General features: G+C 54.0%; 16 protein-coding genes. 10 read left to right on the forward strand and 6 right to left on the reverse strand.

Annotation, left to right across the window (positions count from 1 at the left end):
* Positions 1-9 precede the first annotated feature (9 nt).
* From DW47_RS0101275 to betI, 4 genes are all read right to left on the reverse strand, one after another.
* Entirely contained in the window at positions 10-2,334 is a 2,325-nt protein-coding gene (locus DW47_RS0101275) for a catecholate siderophore receptor Fiu (RefSeq protein ID WP_051150791.1), read from the reverse strand.
* A gap of 199 nt (positions 2,335-2,533) precedes the next feature.
* Positions 2,534-4,213 carry a choline dehydrogenase gene (gene betA / locus DW47_RS0101280; RefSeq protein ID WP_029684515.1) on the reverse strand — a complete coding sequence of 560 codons (1,680 nt, stop codon included), beginning with the start codon at positions 4,211-4,213 and terminating at the stop codon, positions 2,534-2,536.
* 22 nt (positions 4,214-4,235) lie between these two features.
* Entirely contained in the window at positions 4,236-5,708 is a 1,473-nt protein-coding gene (betB, locus tag DW47_RS0101285) for a betaine-aldehyde dehydrogenase (RefSeq protein ID WP_029684516.1), read from the reverse strand.
* A gap of 3 nt (positions 5,709-5,711) precedes the next feature.
* On the reverse strand, positions 5,712-6,317 hold the full coding sequence (betI, locus tag DW47_RS0101290; protein ID WP_029684517.1) for a transcriptional regulator BetI: 606 nt from the start codon (positions 6,315-6,317) through the stop codon (positions 5,712-5,714).
* Positions 6,318-6,583: 266 nt separating this feature from the next.
* On the opposite strand from betI, the gene DW47_RS0101295 reads away from it, so the two are divergent.
* From DW47_RS0101295 to DW47_RS0101305, 3 genes are all read left to right on the forward strand, one after another.
* A complete protein-coding gene (locus tag DW47_RS0101295) occupies positions 6,584-8,614 on the forward strand; it encodes a choline transporter (protein ID WP_029684518.1) in 2,031 nt (676 codons plus the stop codon).
* 114 nt (positions 8,615-8,728) lie between these two features.
* Positions 8,729-10,153, forward strand: a complete 1,425-nt coding sequence (locus tag DW47_RS0101300) for an MFS transporter (RefSeq protein ID WP_029684519.1) — start codon at positions 8,729-8,731, stop codon at positions 10,151-10,153.
* A gap of 207 nt (positions 10,154-10,360) precedes the next feature.
* Entirely contained in the window at positions 10,361-11,737 is a 1,377-nt protein-coding gene (locus DW47_RS0101305; protein WP_029684520.1) for an aldehyde dehydrogenase family protein, read from the forward strand.
* A gap of 35 nt (positions 11,738-11,772) precedes the next feature.
* Here the strand turns inward: DW47_RS0101305 and pdxR are convergent, their stop codons facing one another.
* A complete protein-coding gene (gene pdxR, locus DW47_RS0101310; RefSeq protein WP_029684521.1) occupies positions 11,773-13,287 on the reverse strand; it encodes a MocR-like pyridoxine biosynthesis transcription factor PdxR in 1,515 nt (504 codons plus the stop codon).
* 114 nt (positions 13,288-13,401) lie between these two features.
* On the opposite strand from pdxR, the gene gabT reads away from it, so the two are divergent.
* The 6 genes from gabT (at position 13,402) to argE (ending at position 19,540) form a co-directional block, all read left to right on the forward strand.
* Entirely contained in the window at positions 13,402-14,658 is a 1,257-nt protein-coding gene (gene gabT / locus DW47_RS0101315) for a 4-aminobutyrate--2-oxoglutarate transaminase (protein ID WP_029684522.1), read from the forward strand.
* A gap of 125 nt (positions 14,659-14,783) precedes the next feature.
* Positions 14,784-16,181 (forward strand): GABA permease, encoded by a 1,398-nt coding sequence (gene gabP / locus DW47_RS0101320; RefSeq protein ID WP_029684523.1) that lies wholly within the window; start codon positions 14,784-14,786, stop codon positions 16,179-16,181.
* Positions 16,182-16,306: 125 nt separating this feature from the next.
* Complete coding sequence (locus DW47_RS0101325) at positions 16,307-17,068, forward strand: dimethylarginine dimethylaminohydrolase family protein (protein WP_029684524.1); 762 nt, start codon at positions 16,307-16,309, stop codon at positions 17,066-17,068.
* A gap of 204 nt (positions 17,069-17,272) precedes the next feature.
* Positions 17,273-17,704, forward strand: coding sequence for a RidA family protein (locus DW47_RS0101330; RefSeq protein WP_029684525.1), 432 nt, complete (start codon positions 17,273-17,275; stop codon positions 17,702-17,704).
* 14 nt (positions 17,705-17,718) lie between these two features.
* The gene (locus tag DW47_RS0101335; protein ID WP_029684526.1) at positions 17,719-18,396 is read left to right on the forward strand and encodes a DUF1028 domain-containing protein; all 678 of its coding nucleotides are present in this window, start codon (positions 17,719-17,721) and stop codon (positions 18,394-18,396) included.
* A complete protein-coding gene (gene argE / locus DW47_RS0101340) occupies positions 18,386-19,540 on the forward strand; it encodes an acetylornithine deacetylase (protein WP_029684527.1) in 1,155 nt (384 codons plus the stop codon). The genes DW47_RS0101335 and argE overlap by 11 nt, the downstream gene beginning before the upstream one ends.
* 27 nt (positions 19,541-19,567) lie before the next feature.
* Here the strand turns inward: argE and DW47_RS0101345 are convergent, their stop codons facing one another.
* The gene (locus DW47_RS0101345) at positions 19,568-20,476 is read right to left on the reverse strand and encodes a LysR family transcriptional regulator (RefSeq protein ID WP_029684528.1); all 909 of its coding nucleotides are present in this window, start codon (positions 20,474-20,476) and stop codon (positions 19,568-19,570) included.
* Between the two features lie 294 nt (positions 20,477-20,770).
* On the opposite strand from DW47_RS0101345, the gene DW47_RS0101350 reads away from it, so the two are divergent.
* Positions 20,771-22,291 carry an amino acid ABC transporter permease/ATP-binding protein gene (locus DW47_RS0101350; protein WP_029684529.1) on the forward strand — a complete coding sequence of 507 codons (1,521 nt, stop codon included), beginning with the start codon at positions 20,771-20,773 and terminating at the stop codon, positions 22,289-22,291.
* The last annotated feature ends 51 nt before the right edge of the window (positions 22,292-22,342 follow it).

Consider the following 22,342-nt stretch of genomic DNA (forward strand, 5'->3'; position numbering starts at 1 on the left):
GGTAAGGCATTAGAAATGGACGTTTGCGGTCAGCATCCAGCTACGTTCCGCCCCTGGGTAATAGCGATAGCCGCTTTTATTGATAGACGCCACGTAGTGGGTATCAAATAGGTTATAGACATTCAGTTGCAGGTCGAGGTTCTGGGTCACCCGGTAACCGGCCATGGCATCGGCTACCCAGTAATTGTCGGTTTTGTTCGGGGTACCGACGGCACCATCAGACCCGCGATGCATGCTGCCAATATAACGTGCCCCAGCACCGGCGAGCAGTCGCTCGGTCAGCTGATAGGTGGTCCAACTGGTAAAGGCATGTTTCGGGGTATAGCTGAGGGCTGAAGAGCCGTCGTTGCTAACCGTCGTCCCGGATTTCACGCTGGCGTTCTGCAAGGTATAACCCAGCATCAGTTGCCATTTATCAGTGATATTACCGCTGGCGGTCAGTTCATAGCCCTGGACTACTTTACGGCCGGTCTGCACATAATTGAGGGTGGTGGCATCTTGTGTCACTTCATTACGGATATCCGTGCGGAACAGGGCTGCGGTCAATAGCAGCCTGTCATTAAGCAGGTTCCACTTGGTGCCCACTTCAGCGTTAGAGGCCTTCTGTGGCTGGAAATCGGTGCGGTTGGCACTGTTGCCGCTGCCACTCTGTGCCAGCTGGAAGTTACTGCCCCCCGGCGGCTGTTGTGACACGCCGTAGTTCACATATAGATTACCCTGTGGGGTCAAGCGATAGAGGGCACCGGCTTTCCAGTTAAACAGGGTACCGGATTTGGCCGTGTCTACGGTGGTTACCGGGGTGCCGGTCGCTACGCCTGCGGGACAGCTAATAGCCCCTCGCCCAGTACCGCCGCAGGCGGTGGCAGAGTCGTAGGTGGTGTGATAATTATCGAGGCGCACGCCACCGTTCAGTTCAAACTTCGGTGTTAGGGTCAGGGTATCGAAAGCGTAAATGCCTAAAGTGTCGGTACTACCGTTAGCATTCGCACCGCTACGGGTCAGGCCGCTAATCGACAGATCACTGTCTGGATGATAAATGTTCACCGCCGGTGCCGTCAGTGACTTGAGGCCATAGCTGGTCTGGGTCTCATGGGTCAGTTCGATACCGGTACTGATATCGTGGCTGACGGGGCCGGTATCAAAACGCGAGGTCAGGTTAGTCTGGTTAGTGACGATTTTATTGACCACATCTTTGGTATTGATCAGCCGCGACCACGTCCAGTCCCCCGGGTCGCTGGAACCTTGGGTATTGATTTGGCTATTACCGCCCATGATCGCCGTCAGCAGGTATTTCTGTCGAGTTTCTGACCAGCGGGTGGTGTTCCGTATTGTCGTGTTATCTGAGAAATCATGCTCAAAGCGCAGGGTGGCGGTGTCACTGGTGGAGTCATCAAAATCGGAATCGGTACCATAATAATTATGGGTGTTGACCTTACCGCTATGATTCAGTGCTTCAAAGCCAGCCGGGGCACTGTAGCCAGGCAGGCCAACGGTCGGGATGCCACCATCTGGGGTGCTGTGCTGGTGTAGGTGTTCATAATTCAGAAACAGTCGGGTCGGTGTATCCAGACCAAAGGCCAATGACGGCGCAATACCGTATTTTTCATGGCCGATACGATCGCGGCCTGGGGTATTGCCCTTATCGCCCATCAAGTTGATACGAAAGGCACTGTTATCGCTAATCATCTGGTTATAGTCGGCGGTGACACGGCGCTGCGAGCCACTACCATAACTGAGTGACCCGTCGATGCCAGTATAAAGGCCCGGCTGCTTAGAGATACGGTTGATCGAGCCGGACGGGGCGCTGCGTCCATAGTCAGAGCCGGAAGGACCTTTGATCACTTCAACACTTTCGGTGTTGAAAGTATCACGGCTGGTGGAGCTCAGATCGCGGATACCGTCCAGATAAATACTGTTAGAGGTATCGACACCGCGCATATAAATGGCATCGCCGGTAGAGGTACTGCCATTTTCACCAGCAAAGAAGGCCCCTGCACCGGCGACGTTTTTCAAGGCATCGGTGAGGGTAGTGGCATGCTGTTCCTGTATCACTTTTTCCGGCACCACCGTGACAGTGCGGGTGGTATCGGCCAGTGGTTGGTTAAATTTGGGATCAGCAAGCAGCTGTGGCACATACAAGGACGGTAGCGTACCGTTAACCACCAAGGTGGGCGCGGCTGTATCGGCCGTTTTGGGTGTCGCGGTGCTCTGCTGCGGGGCGGTGGTGGTCACGGCAGCGATTGCCGGTGTCGATAAGCCGACACAGAGACTGGCGAATACTGACAGAGAACTGGACACGGGGAAAGACGGCGCAATGGTATGTTGTTTTTTCACGAAGTGTAGCCCTTACTGCTATACGCTAATGAGAATTGTTATCATGATCATTCGCATTATATATTTTTTTAGGATCAGGTAAAGGGATGTAAACAGATATGTCAGGAAAAGCCAGTCAGGGCAGGTGGCGAGGGATAGGGCAGAGAAAAATCTATAAAAAAAGGGCAGCGAAAGCTGCCCTTGAGAAGATCTATAGCGATTATTTACGCATCGGCTCGGTACGGGCTGGCGCGTCACCGGCCACATAGTATGGCGCGGTACTGCGTGGCAGCGGCTGACGGCCACGGATCACATCGGCCATTTTCTCACCGATCATGATGGTGGTGGCGTTTAGGTTACCGGTAATGATTTCCGGCATAATGGACGCATCTACCACGCGCAGGCTCTCCAGACCATGTACGCGACCTTCTGCATCCACAACGGCCATCTCATCGTTACCCATTTTGCAGGTACCACAAGGGTGGTAGGCGGTTTCTGCGTGGGTACGTACGAACTCATCCAGCTGCTCATCGCTCTGGCAATCCATGCCTGGGCTCAGCTCTTCACCGCGATACTTATCCAGCGCTGGCTGGTTGATGATCTCACGGGTCAGGCGGATACAGTCACGGAACTCCTGCCAGTCCTGGTCATGAGACATATAGTTGAACAGGATCGACGGATGCTCATGAGGGTCACGGGATTTCAGCTGTACACGGCCACGGCTCGGTGAGCGCATGGAGCCGACGTGACACTGGAAACCGTGTGCTTCGATAGCATTAGTCCCGTTATAGTTAATCGCTACTGGCAAGAAATGGTACTGAATGTTTGGCCACTCGAACTCTTCACGGCTACGGATAAAACCGCCCGCTTCGAACTGGTTGCTAGCGCCGATACCGGTGCCGTTAAACATCCACTCTGCGCCAATTTTCGGCTGGTTCCACCACTTCAGGGCCGGATACAGAGAGATCGGTTCTTTACACTCGTACTGCAGGTACATTTCTAAGTGGTCTTGCAGGTTTTCACCGACACCCGGCAGGTCATGGACCACAGGGATGTTGAATTTCTGCAGCAGTGCCGCTGGACCAACTCCTGAACGTTGCAGGATCTGTGGCGAGGCGATCGCCCCGGCAGACAGCAACACTTCTTTCCGTGCGGTGGCACGAATCGGCGTTTTGCTGTCACCCTGCAGGTATTCCACACCGACGGCACGCTTACCTTCGAACAGAATCCGGTCGGTGGCCGCATGGGTCACAATAGTCAGATTACTGCGTGATTTGGCCTGGTCCAGGTAACCACGGGCAGTACTGGAACGACGACCGTTTTTGGTAACGGTACGATCCATCGGGCCAAAACCTTCCTGCTGATAACCGTTCAGGTCATCGGTGCGCGGATAACCTGCCTGAACACCGGCTTCGACCATCACATCAAATAACAGGTTTTTACCTTCTTTCGGCGTAGCTACGCTGACCGGGCCATCACCACCATGGTAGTCGTTGGCACCGATATCGCGGGTTTCCGCTTTACGGTAATAAGGCAGACAGTCTGAATAGGTCCAGTTTTCAAGACCTGGTGCTTTCGCCCAGTTATCCAGATCCATGGCGTTACCACGGATGTAACACATACCGTTGATCAGCGACGAGCCGCCCAGACCTTTACCACGGCCACACTCCATGCGGCGGTTGTTCATATGCGGCTCGGGGTCGGTTTCATAGGCCCAGTTATAGCGCTTACCCTGCAGCGGATAGGCCAGTGCCGCAGGCATCTGGGTACGGAAATCCGCGCGGTAGTCCGGGCCGCCGGCTTCCAGCAGCAGGACTTTTACGTCTTTATCTTCGGTCAGGCGGGTCGCCAGTACGTTACCGGCCGAGCCGGCACCGATTACAATATAATCAAATTCCATCATTATTCCTCAGGTTGGATGCTTAAAATACCGACTGGAAGGTTTCCAGTTCGACCTGAACAGATTTCACCCGGGTATAACTTTGCAGTGTCATTTGGCCATTCTCACGGCCAATCCCTGAATGCTTGTAGCCGCCAACCGGCATCTCAGCCGGAGACTCTCCCCAGGTATTGATCCAGCAAATTCCGGCTTCCAACTGGTGGATAATGCGGTGTGCGCGGTTCAGCGAAGGGGTTACTACGCCGGCCGCCAAGCCAAAATCAGTGTCGTTAGCACGACGGATCACTTCTTCTTCACTCTGATAACTCAGAATGGACATCACCGGTCCGAAAATTTCTTCGCGGACAATTTCCATATCATCGGTGCAATCGCTAAATACGGTAGGTGCCACCCAGGCGCCGTGATCAAAGTCAGCACCGGACAGGGTGTCACCGCCACACAGCAGTTTCGCGCCACCTTCAATGCCAGAACGTATAAAGCGCATTACGTTATCGCGATGGGCAAAGCTGACCAATGGGCCAAAGTTAGTGGCCGGATCCTGCGGGTTACCGGCTTTAATGCGGGCAACACGCTCTAGGACCTTCTGCTCAAACTCAGCTTTCAGGGCGGCAGGGACGAACACACGGGTACCGTTGGTGCAGACCTGACCGGAGCTGTAGAAGTTGGCCATCATGGCGATATCCGCCGCCAGATCCAGGTCGGCGTCATCACAGATAACCAGCGGTGATTTGCCGCCCAGTTCCATGGTCACTTCTTTAAGGGTAGATCCTGCCGCATTGGCCATCACTTTACGGCCGCTGACGACGCCACCGGTAAAGGAGACTTTATCAATGCCAGGGTGTTCGGTCAGCGCCTGACCGGTCACTGGACCGGTACCTGGCAGAACGTTAAATACGCCTGCCGGGACACCGGCTTCGGTATAGATTTCCGCCAGTTTCAGCGCGGTCAGCGGCGTGACTTCGCTCGGTTTAAAGATCATGGCGTTACCTGCTGCCAGTGCCGGTGCCGATTTCCACAGGGCGATCTGGATCGGGTAGTTCCAAGCACCGATAGCCGCGACCACGCCTAAGGGTTCACGGCGGGTATAGGCAAAAGAGGTGTCACGCAGTGGGATCTGGATCCCTTCCAGCGTGGTCGCCAGACCGGCATAGTATTCCAGCACATCGGTCCCGGTGACGATATCAACGGCTTCGGTTTCGCTTAGCGGTTTACCGGTGTCCAGGGTTTCCAGGGCTGCCAGCTCATCATTACGCTCACGAAGAATATCGACGGCTTTACGCAGGATACGGGCGCGTTCAACGGGGGTCAGTGCCGCCCAGGCTTTTTGTCCTTCGCGGGCAGCGGCGACCGCCAGATCCACGTCTTCTTGGCCGGCTTCATGAACATCGGCCAGCACTTCACCGTTGGCGGGGTTTACCGTCTGAAACGTCGAGCCGCTGCGGGCAGGTACATAGGCACCGTTGATATACAGCAACTGTTCTGCGAATCGTGACATCGTTTATTCTCCGTCAGTTAATGTTGTTTCCGCCAGCTGTTGGCGGATAAATTGGGCCGTGAGTTGTTTAGCAATCTGCTGGTTAAACGGCTTACCGCTCAATGCGGCGCGTAACCAGATGCCATCAATCAGGGCGGCTAATCCATAGCCTGCAGTGCGTGCCTTATCCCTCGGCAGTTCACGGCGAAATTCGGCAACCAGTGTTGAGAGTAGCCGGCGGCTGCTGGCAACCTGCAGCCGGTTCAGCATGGGTTGATGCATGCTGCTGGCCCAGAAATCCAGCCAGGCCTTCATTGCGGCACTGTGTACCTGCGTGTCATCGAAGTTACCGTCAACAATCGCCGACAGGCGTGCCGCCGTCTTCTGTTCAGGAACTTGCCGTAGCCGTTCTAAAATCGCGATACGTAACTGCGTGGTGATGTCACGCATCGTGGCTTCCAGCAATCCGTTCTTATCACCAAAGTAATGACTGATGATGCCGGTAGATACGCCGGCGCGTTTGGCGATTTGCGCAATGGTGGCGTAATGCAGGCCAACTTCGTTAATCGTCTGCAGGGTGGCATCGATCAACTGACGCCGCCGAATGGGTTGCATACCAACTTTGGGCATACTGTTAACTCCCAACTTAATGATAGACCATATTAAAACTTTTTTTGATTGATTGTTCAATATAAAAAAGAAAATTGTTATGCTTAAGGGAATGCAGCAAGGAATTATTGCTACGGAAGGCGGCTGTGTTAGCTGGCAAAGGAATGCTTTATGTTCTAAAAACAGTAGTCCCTGGTGAGAAGTTATCAAAGACGCCACCGGAGGTATCAGTGGGAAAGGCTTCCTACTGCTATTGTTTCCATCGTTAAGTTAACCCGAGGTAACTCATGAGCAATCCGCCTGCGAGTGAAAAAGACAAAATCAACCCTGTGGTGTTTTACACCTCCGCTGGGCTGATTTTGTTGTTTTCCCTGATGACATTTTTCTTCAGTGACGCATCTGCAAGAATTATCCAATCCGCCGTAGACTGGGTATCGGCGACCTTCGGCTGGTACTACATGCTGGCAGCCACGCTATACATCGTATTTGTCTTGTATATGGCAACCTCCCGTTATGGTGCCATCAAATTAGGACCCGAACACTCGAAACCTGAATTTAGCCTGATGAGCTGGGCCGCGATGCTGTTCGCCGCCGGTATCGGTATCGACCTGATGTTCTTCTCGGTCGCCGAACCGGTAACGCAGTATATGCAGCCGCCGCAGGGCAGTGGCCAGACGCTGGAAGCCGCCCGTCAGGCGATGGTCTGGACGCTGTTCCACTACGGTGTGACCGGTTGGTCAATGTATGCCCTGATGGGGATTGCGCTGGGCTACTTTAGCTACCGCTATAACTTGCCACTGACCATCCGTTCCGCGCTTTATCCAATCTTCGGTAAGCGGGTCAACGGACCTATTGGTCACACGGTAGATATCGCCGCGGTGGTGGGAACCATCTTTGGTATTGCTACCACCCTGGGTATCGGTGTGGTACAGCTGAACTATGGTCTTAACGTCTTGTTCCATATTCCAGACAGTTTGGGAACTAAAGCGGCGCTGATCGTGCTGTCGGTAGTGATCGCCACTATCTCGGTGACTTCTGGGGTGGATAAAGGTATCCGTTTCCTGTCGGAACTGAACGTGCTGCTGGCACTGGGGCTGATCGTCTTCGTGCTGTGCTTCGGTCACACCAGTTTCCTGTTAAATGCACTGGTACTGAATGTCGGTGACTACATTAACCGTTTTATGGGCATGACTCTGGACACCTTTGCTTTTGACCGTCCGACCCAATGGATGAACAACTGGACGCTGTTCTTCTGGGCCTGGTGGGTTGCTTGGTCGCCGTTTGTCGGCCTGTTCTTGGCACGTATCTCTCGTGGACGTACCATCCGTGAATTCGTGCTCGGGACCCTGATCATTCCTTTTACCTTCACCCTGTTATGGTTGTCGGTGTTCGGGAATGCGGCACTCTACGAGATCATTCACGGTAACGTTGCTTTTGCTCAGGACGTGCTGCAGCACCCAGAGCGCGGTTTCTATAACCTACTGGCACAGTATCCTGGCTTCACCTTCAGTGCGTCGGTAGCCACCATTACCGGTTTGCTGTTCTATGTGACCTCTGCGGACTCCGGGGCACTGGTTCTGGGTAACTTTACCTCGCGCCTGAAAGACATTAACAGCGATGCACCGAACTGGATCCGTATCTTCTGGTCCGTCGTGATCGGGGTACTGACCCTGGGCATGTTGATGGCTAACGGGATTTCCGCGCTGCAAAGTACCACGGTGATTATGGGACTGCCGTTCAGCTTCGTGATCTTCTTTGTGATGGCAGGCCTGTATAAGTCCCTGAAAGTGGAAGATTACCGTCGTGTCAGTGCCAGCCGTGATACCGCGCCGTATCTGGCCTCTGCCAATGACCGTCGTAGCTGGAAAAAGCGTCTGTCCCGTCTGATGAACTATCCGGGAGCGCGTTATACCCAGGAAATGTTGGACAATACCTGCTTCCCTGCGATGCAGGAAGTGGCCAAAGAGCTGGAGTTGCGCGGTGCGCAGGTGGTCTCTGAAAGCTTGCCACCGGAAGGGGATGAAACCCTTGGCCATCTGGCCCTGACGGTGAACTTGGGTGAAGAGCAGAACTTTGTCTATGAAATCTGGCCGCAGAAATACTCGATCCCAGGATTTACTTATCGTGCACGCAGCGGTAAGTCGAGCTACTATCGTCTGGAAACTTTTTTACTGGAAGGTAGCCAGGGTAACGATTTAATGGACTACAGTAAGGAGCAGGTGATCATTGATATCCTTGATCAATATGAACGCCATCTGAACTTTATCCATTTGCACCGGGAAGCGCCGGGAAATCACATCAATTTTCCTCACCTCTGAGGAGCATTGACCCGACATCGATAACGTCGGTCGTCTCCCACAGCGGGGCCATTCGGCCCCGTTTCTTACGGTTTCCTGTGTTGCCTGTCCTGTGAACTGCATCAGGGAGATGTAATGCAAAAAATCCTCAGTACCTTTCTGCCGTTGTACACCACCACATTGCTGATGCTGCTGGGATCCGGCCTGCTGACGACCTATGTTTCATTGCGTCTGGCGCATGAGCAGGTGAGTGGCACGCTGATTGGTCTTATTACCGCAGCGAACTATATCGGACTGGTGGTTGGCGGCAAGGTTGGTCACAACCTGATTGCCCGTGTTGGTCATATCCGAGCTTATGTGGCCTGTGCTGGTATCATTACCGCTTCGGTGATCGGTCACGGCCTGACCGACTATGTGCCGGTGTGGATTGTGCTGCGCTTTATCATCGGTCTATGCATGATGAGTCAGTATATGGTGCTGGAAAGCTGGCTGAACGATCAGGCAGAGTCTGATCAGCGCGGCGTGATTTTTGGGCTATATATGGTGGCGACCTATCTCGGATTGTCGGCAGGGCAGATTATCCTGACCGTGGAAACGGGTTTTGGCATGGTGCCGTTACTGATCGTGGCACTCTGTTTTGCTCTCTGCCTGGTACCGATAGCGCTGACTACCCGAACCAAAGTGCAGCCGATGTCACCGGCACCGCTGGAACTGGGTTACTTTCTGAAAAATATCCCGAAAATTTTGGTGATTATCCTAGTGGTTGGCATGGTGATCGGTGCCTTCTACGGGATGGCCCCGGTCTATGCAAGTCAGATGGGCTTATCCACCTCACAGACCGGTGTGTTTATGGCGGCCACCATATTTGCCGGGCTGGTGGTGCAGTTCCCGCTGAGCTGGTTATCAGACCGTTATCAGCGTAGCCGCCTGCTCTACTTTGCGGTGATCCTGTTTGCGCTGGCTTCGCTGCCGCTGGCGTTTATGAAGCACCTTAGTTTTGCTGCCATTATCGGAATTTCCTTCGTGGTCAGCATGATGCAGTTTGCGCTTTATCCGCTGGCGGTGGCGATGGCCAATGATCGCATTGTGGCAGAGCGTCGTGTCTCCCTGACTGCCTGTCTGCTGATGTCCTACGGCATCGGTGCCAGTATCGGCCCGTTATTGGTCGGTGCGGTGATGCAGCCACTGGGCGGCAATATGCTGTACCTGTTTTTTGCACTCTGTGGGGCGATGATCATTGCGCTGACTTGGTTCAGAAGTCCGGTACCGAAAGCGATGCGTGATAATCAGGTACCGCACGTGCCGCTGACCGATGGTCTGGTGAGTTCGCCGCTAACGGCGGCCTTGAACCCAACCTTGGATGAAGAGGATATCCAGAATAGCATGGTCAATACTGACGAGGAGTTCCCGGCAGCGGAATCCCCTGCTGACGGAGAGCCGAGTGAAGCTCAACAGGCTGGCCACGGTGACAGCCTGTCAGAACCGCATTCAGATGCGGCGGAAAGTACTGAGGCTGAGCAGGAGACACCGGTCTCACGGCCCCCACCGACCATTCCTTAAGGCCATATCGACGTGCTGGCCGGGGGAGTATTTCTCCTCGGCCACGCTTTTTTCTGCTGCCATAAAGGGCGGTTTCGGCACAGTCTGCGGCCGTAAAGTTATTCTTAATTCATCATCAACTTCTTTATAAATATTCATTTTCAAACAGTAATAACAGGGCGTATGGTGTCAGCATTCCCGAGAAAATGAACGCCGTAAGGATCTGTTATGACCGATTATGCATTATCCCTGAACCCCACCACCGGTGAAGAAATAGCCCGTTATCCTTTCCAGAATGACGCCGACATCGAAGCCAGCCTGCAACGCAGTGCGACAGCGTTAAGCGAATGGCGTCTCAGCAGCATGGAGACCCGTGTGGCGGTGCTGCGTAAACTGGCAGAAACCCTGCGTGAGCGTTGCCAAGAACTGGCGGAAATGATGACCCTAGAAATGGGTAAACCTATTGCTCAGGCCCGCGGCGAAGTGAACAAATGTGCTCAGGTCTGTGACTGGTATGCCGAGCATGGCCCAGCGGTTCTAGCCGCTCAGCCGACCCAGGTTGAAAACCAGCAGGCGTGGCAGGAATTCCGTCCACTGGGCATTATCCTTGCGGTGATGCCGTGGAACTTCCCGTACTGGCAAGTGCTGCGCGGTGCTGCAGGTATGCTGCTGGCGGGTAACACCTATATCCTGAAACATGCGCCTAATGTGATGGGCTGTGCCACCCTGATGCGCGATGTGATGGATTCTGTTGGTTTCCCAGCAGGCACGTTTGAGTTGTTGAACGTGGATAACGACGGTGTTTCTACGTTGATTAAAGACCCACGTGTGGCGGCAGTGGCTGTGACCGGTAGTGTCCGTGCCGGGGCGGCGATTGCGACCCAGGCGGGAGCGGCACTGAAGAAAACCGTACTGGAACTGGGCGGCTCCGATCCTTTCATCGTGTTGGCCGATGCTAACCTCGACGAAGCGGTTAAAGCGGCAGTAGTCGGTCGTTACCAGAACACCGGACAGGTGTGCATGGCGGCGAAACGTTTCATTATCGAAGCCTCCATTGCGGAAGAATTCGAAGCTCGCTTCACTGCCGCCGTTAAGGCCCTGAAAATGGGTGATCCGCTGGACGAAGCTAACTACCTGGGGCCGATGGCACGTTATGATCTGCGTGACGAACTGCACAATCAGGTTCAAGAAAGTCTTCAGCAGGGGGCCCGTCTGGTGTGCGGTGCTGAGAAAGTGGAAGGTGTAGGTAACTACTACGCACCGACTATCTTGGCCGATGTAACGGAATCAATGACGGTTTTCCGCCAAGAGATCTTTGGCCCGGTCGCAGCACTGATCACCGCCAAAGATGCGGACCACGCGCTGGAATTGGCGAACAACAGTGAGTTTGGTCTGAGCGCCACGGTATGGACGGCTGACGAAGCGGTAGCCGATCACTTTGCGGCGACCCTGGAAACCGGAGCAGTGTTTATCAACGGTTACGGTGCATCTGACCCACGTGTCACCATCGGTGGGGTGAAGAAAAGCGGCTACGGCCGTGAGCTGAACCACTTCGGTTTACATGAATTCTGTAACATTCAGACCGTATGGCGCAACCGCCGTTAATCGCTGAAATAGGCCCTGTCATTGACAGGGCTTTTTTAACTGTCTGACCCGTTTGCCGGGCGCAGCCGGCACAGTCCGGCATTGATCAGGCACTGACGTAATAAGTTAAACGCCGTAAAGATCTGTTTTTCATCTACGCAGGCATATCCTAGTAGTAATCCCCGCTTTTTCTGACGATGCATATAATATTGCGATAATGGCCGGACACTGACTCCTTTGCGCAGAGCATCGCGGGCAATCGCCACATCATCACTTTTATCCGGTAAGGTCATCACCAGATGTAACCCCGCATCATGCTGATAGGGGGGCATAAACGCCTCTCCCAGATAGCGCTGGATCAGACCCAGTAGAAATTTGCGCCGTTGGTTATACAACAGCCGCATACGACGAATATGGGCGGCATAGTGGCCTTGACTGATAAACTCAGACACCGTGCGCTGCATCAGCAGGTGGCCGCCACGGTACAACTCGGCCGCCGCGGTGCGCAGCGGTGCTTGTAAGTTTTTCGGCACCACCAAATAGCCGATACGCAGCGCCGGGTAGAGGGTTTTACTGAAGGTGCCCATATAGAGTACCGGCGCATCCTCCTCTAATCCTTGAAGAGAGGGATAGGGACTGCCAGAGAAACGAAACTCACTGTCATAGTCATCCTCAACTATCCAAAAGCGATGACGGCGGGCCATGGCCAGCAGCGTTTGTCGACGACTGAGGCTGAGATGTCCCCCCAGCGGATATTGGTGCGATGGCGTGACAAACACCAGTTTTGGGGCAGGTCGACGGGCGCTAATTTCAGGGATGATACCTTGATCATCGACCGGTACCGCATGGACATCCAGTCCATTCATCCGCAGTAAATTTCGAGTTCCCCAATAGCCGGGCTCTTCAATCCATACCGGATCAGATTGATCACAAAGAACCCGCGACACCAGATCGACTGCCTGGTGGATCCCTTCAGTAATGATGATCTGATCCGCATCGGCACGTATCGAACGCGCAACGCGCAGGTATTCCGCCAGAGCCTGACGCAGATAACGACATCCTCCCTCGTTACTGTAAATCAGCTGTACTGGGTCCGGTTGTTGACTCAGTTTGGCTTGGATCTTACTCAGGGTTTTATGGGGGAAGGCGGTCACATCCGGCGCGCCAGCGACAAAGGCCCCCCATTGAAAAGGGGAGGCGGTGGCATAGCCGAGCAACGCCGCGCCCCGCGAGGAGAGACTAGGGGGCAGTTGCTGCTCACCAGCGGTCAGCCCATCTGGCAAGGCGCTGTTTAGGCAGAACTCCGGCAGGGTTTTTGCCACCCTAGTGCCGCTGCCGGTACGCGAGGTGACATAGCCCTCCGCCAGCAGGCTGTCGTAGGCATTCAAGACGGTATTACGGGACACTCCTAGCTCTTTCGCCAGGTCGCGGGTTGACGGCAAACGTGTCTCTGGGGGAAAAACCCCATCAATTATGGCCTGCTGTAATGCCCGTAACAGCCGCTGATGCAGTTTCCCGTGACTGTCGAATTGCAGGCGCTCCAACAGGTGATCCGCGTAAAGTGTTCGCAATTGGTACCTTCATTTAGATAGTAAATGGCACTAGAAACTACCCTAATTGGCAGGATAAATAAATGGAGTTTTATCACAAGAAAAGAACCATCAGATTAACGAGGCAGATACACCATGAGTGACGCAACAAACTCCCTGAACCAACGCAAGCAAAACGCTCTGCCACGTGGCAATGCCGTGATGTGCGACTGGTATGCCAGCAAAGCTGAAAATGCGACCCTGACCGACACCGAAGGCCGTGATGTCATCGATTTTGCCGGCGGTATCGCGGTACTGAACACCGGCCACCGTCATCCGAAAGTGGTTGCGGCGGTAAAAGAACAGCTGGATAAGTTTACCCATACTGCGTTCCAAGTGGTGCCTTACGAGAGTTATATCTCGCTGGCTGAGCGCATCAATGCGCGTGCGCCAGTGGAAGGTCCGGCTAAAACGGCTTTCTTCTCAACCGGTGCTGAAGCGGTAGAAAATGCGGTGAAAATCGCCCGCAGCTACACCAACCGTCACGGTGTGATCACCTTCAATGCCTCTTTCCATGGCCGTACTATGATGACCATGGCGATGACCGGCAAAGTGGCCCCTTACAAGCAGGACTTTGGCCCGATGGTCCCGTCTGTGTTCCACGCCCGTTTCCCTGACGAGAAAACCGTTTCTGTGGAACAGGCACTGAACAGCCTTGATGATCTGTTCCATTGTGATATCGCCCCGCATAATGTGGCCGCGATCGTACTGGAGCCGGTACAGGGTGAAGGCGGCTTCCGCGTCACGCCACCGGCGTTTATGCGTGCGCTGCGTGAGCTGGCCGACAAACACGGTATTCTGTTAATTGCCGATGAAGTGCAAACCGGATTTGGCCGTACCGGTAAGTTGTTTGCTATGGAAAATTATGATGTTAAGCCTGACATCATCACCATGGCGAAGAGCTTGGCCGGTGGTTTCCCGTTATCCGCGGTCTGTGGCCGTGCAGAGGTGATGGATGCGCCAAACCCAGGCGGACTGGGTGGTACTTACGCGGGTAACCCGCTGTCTATCGCTGCGTCACACGCGGTACTGGACGTTATCGAAGAAGAGCAACTGTGTCAGCGTTCACAGCAACTGGGTAGCGAGCTGGTAAGTTGCCTGCAAGAGGTGCAAACTGCCTGTCCGGCTATCAGCGAAATCCGTGGACTCGGCTCCATGGTCGCGCTAGAACTGAGCAGTGCGGATGTTGCTCGTCAGGTGCAGTCCACGGCCATGGCTGCGGGGCTGTTACTGCTGACCTGTGGTCAGAAAGGTAACGTTATCCGTTTCCTGTACCCGCTGACTATCCCGACTGAGCAGTTCCGTCAGGGATTGACCATTCTGGTGCAAGCACTGAAACAGCACGCTGCCTAACAGACGTTCTGGATAATAGGCTCCGGGGATCGTTCCTCCCCGGAGTGATAAGCATCACTTCCCGATCAACCGCGGGGCACCGTCCACAGAGGTGACTCCGACAAAAAACTATTATGAGGGAATTCATGAGCGTGACTTCTTCTGGTACAGACACTTTATCTCCGGGGCTGAAATCCCGCCATATCCGTATGCTCTCCATTGCTGGAGTGATCGGTGCTGGCTTATTCGTCGGGTCAGGGCATGCGATTGCCGAAGCTGGCCCGGCAGTACTGATCGCCTACCTGATCGCGGGCGGTCTGGTGGTTATGATTATGCGGATGCTGGCTGAAATGGCCGTTAGCACCCCTGATTCAGGTTCATTTTCAACCTATGCACAGAAGGCCCTCGGTCGCTGGGCTGGTTTTACCATCGGTTGGCTGTACTGGTGGTTCTGGGTACTGGTTATCCCCCTAGAGGCCAATGCTGCCGCCACCATCCTCAACAGCTGGTTTCCGCAGGTCGCCATCTGGGAGTTTACCTTGGTTATCACCCTATTACTGACCGCCAGTAACCTGTTCAGCGTTAAACATTACGGTGAATTTGAGTTCTGGCTGGCGCTGGTGAAAGTGGTCGCCATTGTGGCATTCCTGGTGGTGGGGTGTATCGCTATCTTCGGTCTGATCCCAAGCAGTAAAGTCAGTGGCATGTCGCACCTGTACGATACCGGTGGCTTTATGCCTCACGGTTTTGGTGCAGTGTTGGCAGCAGTACTGACCACCATGTTCTCGTTTATGGGTACCGAAATTGTGACCATTGCGGCGGCAGAGTCGAAAAACCCAGGTCGTGAAATCTCTCGTGCCACTAACTCGGTGATCTGGCGTATCTCGCTGTTCTATCTGCTGTCGATCCTGTTTATCGTCTCGCTGGTGCCGTGGAATACCCCGGACCTGGCCAATAAAGGATCTTATCAGACAGTGCTGGAACTGATCGGTATCCCGCATGCCCGTCTGATTGTAGACATTGTGGTTCTGACGGCGGTTTGTAGCTGCCTGAACTCGGCACTTTATACCTCTTCTCGTATGCTCTACTCACTGGCAAAACGTAAAGATGCGCCAGCAGTAGCAGGGAAAACCAGTGGTAGCGGTACCCCATGGGCGGCGGTATTACTGTCTACCGCTGCCGCATTCCTGGCGGTATTTGCCAACTACTTTGCCCCTGCGGCGGTGTTTGATTTCCTGCTTGCCAGTTCTGGAGCCATTGCGTTACTGGTCTACTTGGTGATTGCGCTGTCTCATTTAGTGATGCGTAAACGTATGGAAGCTCGCGGGGAGTCACCGGACTACAAAATGTGGCTGTTCCCGGGTCTGACCTACGCCATCATCGTGGTTATCGTCGGTATTCTCTGTGCTATGTTGTTTATGCCGGATCATCGCAGCGAAATTATCGCGACGGGCATCCTGGCCGTGCTTGTGGTACTGTCCGGTCTGCTGGTGCATCGCCGCCAATACAGCAGTAAGGGAGTGTTGCAGCAAACTCGTAGCTAAAGCTGCTGGAGAAGTTTCAAGCCGCAGGCACTTCGCCTGCGGCTTTGTTGTATTACGGGGAACTCCCTCGCAACGTTAATCACGGTTAAGGCCGGAGAGAAAGCGTCTCCGGAACAGGAGATGTTATGGATTTCACTCAGGTTATTACCCGGTTACCCTCTCTGAACTGCGCCAATGGCGAAACCACGGCAACTGCCGGGGAGCCGGACAGCCTGCAGACGCGACAGCAATTCTTCCGTTATATCGAAATTTTATTAGAACTGAACCTGAGGGTGACAATTTTGCCTGCGGAACCAGAGTTTCCCGATGCGCATTTTGTTGAAGATCCGGCAGTGGTGATCCCGGAACTGGCGATTATTACCCACCCAGGGGCTAAAAGCCGTCAGGGGGAAGAGATTTCCTTGGCCGCAGAACTGGAGAAGTATCGGCCGCTCTATCGGATGCAGGGCGGCGGCCACCTCGACGGTGGTGATGTGCTGCTGGCAGGACGTCAGTTTTTTATCGGTCTGACTGCCCGTACTGATCAGGCCGGTATTGATGAGTTCCGTCAAGCAGTGACGCCTTTTGGCTATCAGGTCAGTGAAGTCACGGTCCCGGCGGGCTTACATTTGAAAAGCGTCGTCAATTATATCGGTAACAATACCCTGCTACTGACCGCTACCTACCATGATCTGCCGGTGTTTGCAGGCTACCAGCGGATAGTCATCCCTGACAGTGAAGCTTACGCCGGTAATACCCTGCTGATAAACGGGACGCTGATCACTCCAGAGGGCTATCCGCAGACCTTGGCGAAACTGCAGCAAATCGGTATGCCGATTATTGAGATCGATACCAGCGAATTTAAAAAAATGGATGGCAGCCTAACCTGCCTGTCACTCCGCTTCTGAATTTAGGGGCAGGGCGTGGCCCCTGCCTTTCCGCTCGGTAGTTTTCGTCTCCCCTGCTTCAGAAAAAACTTAATAAGTTTTTAGCTAGGCAGTCAGTATAAAAAAAATAATTTCTCTGTTGCTTAGCTGTAGCGATGATGTCACTCGTAAAAGAAGGCTGTTGTAAGCCGCTTACCCATGACTGACTGAAGGAAGGACACCCCGATGAGTACACCGACCCATACCCGGATTCGTATGTTCAATACCAAAGAGACCTACCCGAATCAGACGCTGGATAATGATCTCTGCCAAGCGGTCAGAGCGGGCAATACCGTGTATGTACGCGGTCAGGTCGGCACCGATTTTGAGGGGAACCTAGTAGGTCTAGGAGATCCGCGGGCACAGGCGGAACAGGCGATGAAAAATGTGAAACAGCTCCTTGAAGAAGCGGGCAGTGAACTGTCCCATATTGTCAAAACCACTACCTACCTGACCGATCCCCGCTACCGTGAGCCGGTCTACCAAGAAGTGGGTAAATGGCTAAAAGGGGTGTTTCCTATCTCTACTGGGCTGGTGGTATCGGCATTGGCACAGCCACAATGGCTGATGGAAATTGATGTGATTGCGGTGATCCCCGATCAGGACACGACGGCTTAATTTGAGGAGAAACAATGACATTTTCTATTGCAGCACGTTGCCCGGAAACCGGGCAGTTAGGCATTGCCATCAGTTCTTCCAGTATTGCTGTCGGCGCCCGCTGTCCGTGGTTACGGGCAGGTGTCGGCGCGGTATCAAGCCAAAATATTACCCTGCCGGCACTGGGGCCAGAGATCCTCAGCCAGCTTGAGAAAGGCGCAGCCCCCCGTCAGGGTATTGATGAGATTTTATTCAGTCAGGGCTACAGCGAATACCGTCAGGTGACCGCGATTGATGCGCAGGGAAATACCGCTTTCTTCAGTGGCAGTAAAACCCTGGGGATCTACCATGCGCTGGCGGGGAAAGAGTGTGTGGTCGCCGGTAATATGCTGGCGGATACGCGGGTGATTGAATCGATGGTCACCGCTTTTGAGCAGAGTAGCGGTCAGTTGGCAGCACGGCTGATTGCCGCGATGCAGGCCGGTATTGCCGCCGGAGGGGAAGCCGGACCGGTACATTCGGCGGCACTGAAAGTGGTGGGTGATCTGGTGTGGCCAATCGTTGACCTGCGGGTGGACTGGGCTGAGGATGATCCTATTGGAGTACTGAGTGGGTTATGGGACAGTTATCAGCCACAGATGGACGATTACATTCTGCGGGCGATCAATCCGTCACTGGCCCCGGGCTATGGGGTACCGGGTGATGACCGATAATGCACGCAACTGGCTGGCGCGGCTGCTGGCCTTTGATACCACCAGCCGGGAATCGAATTTGGCGCTGATCAGTGAGGTGGCTGATTACCTATCTACCCTTGGGATCAGCCATCAGCTGATTTATAACCCCGAGGGCACCAAAGCCAACCTGCATGCGTGGTTGGGGCCTGAGCAGGCCGGTGGCGTGATGCTCTCTGGGCATACCGATGTGGTACCGGTAGACGGACAAGCGTGGACTGTGGAGCCGTTTGCTCTGACGGAGCAACAGGGGCGCTACTACGGTCGCGGCGCTGCGGATATGAAGGGTTTCCTCGCCTGTGTGCTGGCGGCGCTACCGGCATTTCTGCAACAGCCACTGCGTATGCCTCTGCATCTGGCCTTTTCGTATGATGAGGAAGTGGGCTGTCTCGGGGTGCGTAGTCTGATAGAGATGTTGAACAGTCACCCGCAAAAACCGGCGCTGTGTATCATCGGTGAACCCACAGAGATGCGTCCGGTGTTCGGCCATAAAGGAAAGGTGGCGATGCGCTGTCAGGTGAAGGGATATGCGTGTCATTCCGCCTATGCGCCACAGGGCGTGAATGCCATTGAGTACGCTAGCCGGCTGATTGCCTATATGGGGGATCTGTCGCAGCAGCTCAGCAGCCATCAGGACAGCCGTTTTGCTCCGGCCTACAGTACCTTGCAAACTGGGGTGATACGTGGCGGCAGCGCCTTGAATATCGTGCCAGCGGAGTGCAGTTTTGACTTTGAATTGCGTCATCTCCCGGACCAGTCTGCCGATGACACCATTGAGGCGATTAGCCATTATGCGCAGCATAGTTTGCTGCCGCAGATGCAGGCAGTATCGCCAGAAACCGCCATTCAGTTCACACCAATCAGCCGGTATCCAGGGCTGTATACCGATCCGCAGTCCGATATTGCCCGCTGGGTGATGGAATGGAGCGGCTGTAATGAGGCCAGCACTGTTCCCTACGGCACCGAAGGCGGATTGTTTGATGAGGCCGGAGTGGCCACTATGGTCTGTGGTCCCGGCAGTATGGATCAGGGCCACAAAGCGGATGAATTTGTCGCCATCGATCAACTTCAGAGCTGTAGTCAGATGCTGGAGAACCTGTGTGCCTGGATGCGGCAACCTACCTGAATGACGCTACCGCTCGTTAAATCTGTCTCAGACTTCCTGAGACAGCATTTCCTTGCAGAAATCGACAAACAACCGTGCCGGTTTGGTGAGTTGGGTGCGCGTCAGCCAGGCCGCAGACAGCCCGGATCCTTCCACTTCTTCGCGGATCGCCAGAGTCACCAGTGGGTGACCGTCATAACTGTAAGGGCTGTGTGGCAGGGTCACTAGGATCGCATAGCCAAAGCCTTGTCCAACCATACCGCGTACCATTTCAATTGAGGGTGAACTGAAGACAATGTTCGGCGTCAGACCCGCTTGAGTAAATAGGCCGACAAAATAGTTTCGGCTTGGCTGTACATCCAGCAGGATCATCGGTTCCGCGGCAAGATCTTTCAGCGATACCGACTGTTGGCCGGCAAAACGGTGATCCGCCGGTAGTAGCACGTAGGGCTTCGATGGCGGCATCAGCGGTTCGGTGGTAATACTGTTATCCAGTTCATGTTTATACAGCAGAGCCAAGTCAAAGCTGCCGGCGGTCAGGCCTTGTACCAGTTCGTGTTGCTCACCGTCTCGCAGGATAAACTCCACCCCTGGATAGCGTTGTTTAAAGCCAGCAATCAGCCGTGGCAGGATCAGGGGGGCTACGGTTTCAAAGCAGCCGATATCGATCTGACCGGCAACCATATCGTTATCCGCCAGCGCATTCTGCTCAAATTCATGGGCCATGCGCAGCAGCTTCTGCGCTTTGCGGTAAAAACGTGCCCCCGAGGGTGTCAGAGAGACGCCCTGGGCATGATGGCGGATAAATAACTGTACGCCGAAACTGTCCTCCAGTCCTTTTATCGCTGTAGAGATTGAGGGCTGGGCGATATACAGGGTACGTGAGGCTTCCGCGACACTGCCGCACTCTACGGTGGTAATAAAATACTTCAACTGACGCAGGGTATAGTTAGCCATAGGTCCTCATGAGTCATCACTCTTTCCTATGACTAAGCAAGAGCCATGCCATAAAAACCATGCAAACAGAATGGGTATCGCCCCTTTCCCCAGTGTACCTTGAGCTTGGTGACGGTGCTGGGATCGCGACGAGTGGTAAAAATCTGGCGGTTAGTTTTTTTAGTGTCAGGGCCAACATATTTAATAATTTTCATAGTCAGCAAAAGCCCCGAGGATGAATGCTCAAAGGATCCTCTCCCGTTTCTGAATGATGGCAGATGGGACTGAGCTCAACGATGACCTAAGGGCCTGACTATGACGTTTGACTGGAATTATTTATTCAGCCTGTTCAAAGACACTGACTTCTGGTGGGCGACTTGGACTGTGATCCGCCTAAGCCTGCTGGCTTGGGGGATCAGTATGGTGCTGGGCTTTATCTTGGCGCTCGCAAAGCAATCCGGTAAACCGCTGCTGCGTGGTGCGGCGAACCTGTATATCTGGTTTTTTCGCAGCTTACCGCTGTTGGTATTACTGATTTTTGTCTACAACATGCCGCAGGCGGTGCCTGCAACCTCGGTAGTGCTGAGTAATCCTTTCTATGCGGGGCTGATTTCGCTGGTGCTGAGTGAAACTGCTTATATGGCGGAGATCCACCGTAGTGGGCTGCTGTCGATCAACAAGGGACAATACGAAGCGGGTAGAGCGCTGGGACTGGCTTACGGCGGGATCCAGTGGAAGATCATTATCCCGCAGGCGATCCGCGTCGCCTTACCGGGGTTAACTAACGAATATATCTCAATTGTGAAACTCACTTCACTGGTATCGGTGGTATCGCTGACCGAAATCCTGCTGGTGGGACAGCGGTTGTACTCGGAAAACTTCCTCGTGATGGAAACCATGACCGCGGTGGCGTTCTACTACATCCTGGTGGTGACCGTATTCGATTTCCTATTGAAACAACTGGAAAAGTACCTTGATGTGACCCGCAAAAAAGGGCAATCGGTGCCGCAGGAGTGGCAGCGATTAGCACAACAGCCCCTGACGCTGGTCAGTCCGACGGCAGCGAATCAGGATGTGGCGGCCTTACAAGCGCGGCGTTTGCATAAAGCCTACAACAACGTGGAAGTGCTGGGTGCGGTTGACCTGAGCGTGAATGCGGGTGAAGTCGTATCGGTCATCGGCCCTTCCGGTTCGGGGAAAACCACGCTGATCCGTCTGCTCAATGGTTTAGAAAAGTTGGATCAGGGTGAAATCGATATGAATGGTAAGCCCTTTATCCGCCTAAAACAGCAGGGCTCGGCCCCAGCGGTCTTCAGCGAGGATCATAAACTGCGTCTGAATATCGGTATGGTGTTCCAGAGCTTTAACTTATTCCCGCACCTGACGGTGATGGATAACCTGCTGTTGGCACCGGCTTACCATAAAGCGGGGGACAGTGCCTCACGGCTGCACCATGCCTGTGCATTGCTGCATAAAGTGGGGATGCTAGAACATGCCTGTAAATATCCGCATCAGCTTTCTGGCGGTCAGCAGCAGCGTGTGGCGATTGCCCGGGCTTTGATGATGCGTCCGCAAGTGATGTTGTTTGACGAGCCGACTTCGGCGCTGGACCCAGAGAAAGTGAATGAAGTGTTAGGGGTTATCGAAAGCCTAGCCCGTGAAGGGATCACTATGGTGATCGTTACCCACGAAATGAACTTTGCTTTCGGGGTTTCAGACCGGATTGTATTTATGGAGAAGGGGCGGGTAGTGGTCGATGCTGCCCCGGCACAGTTACGCAGCGGCAGCAACGCAAGGGTCGCTGATTTTCTTAAAGACGTTACGCTGGCAGGTTAATCCGGAGATGATGATGACTAAAAAAATCAAAGTAATTCAGTTAACAGCAGT

Origin of the sequence: Tatumella saanichensis (assembly GCF_000439375.1) — a bacterium.
Classification (GTDB): Bacteria; Pseudomonadota; Gammaproteobacteria; order Enterobacterales; family Enterobacteriaceae; genus Tatumella; species Tatumella saanichensis.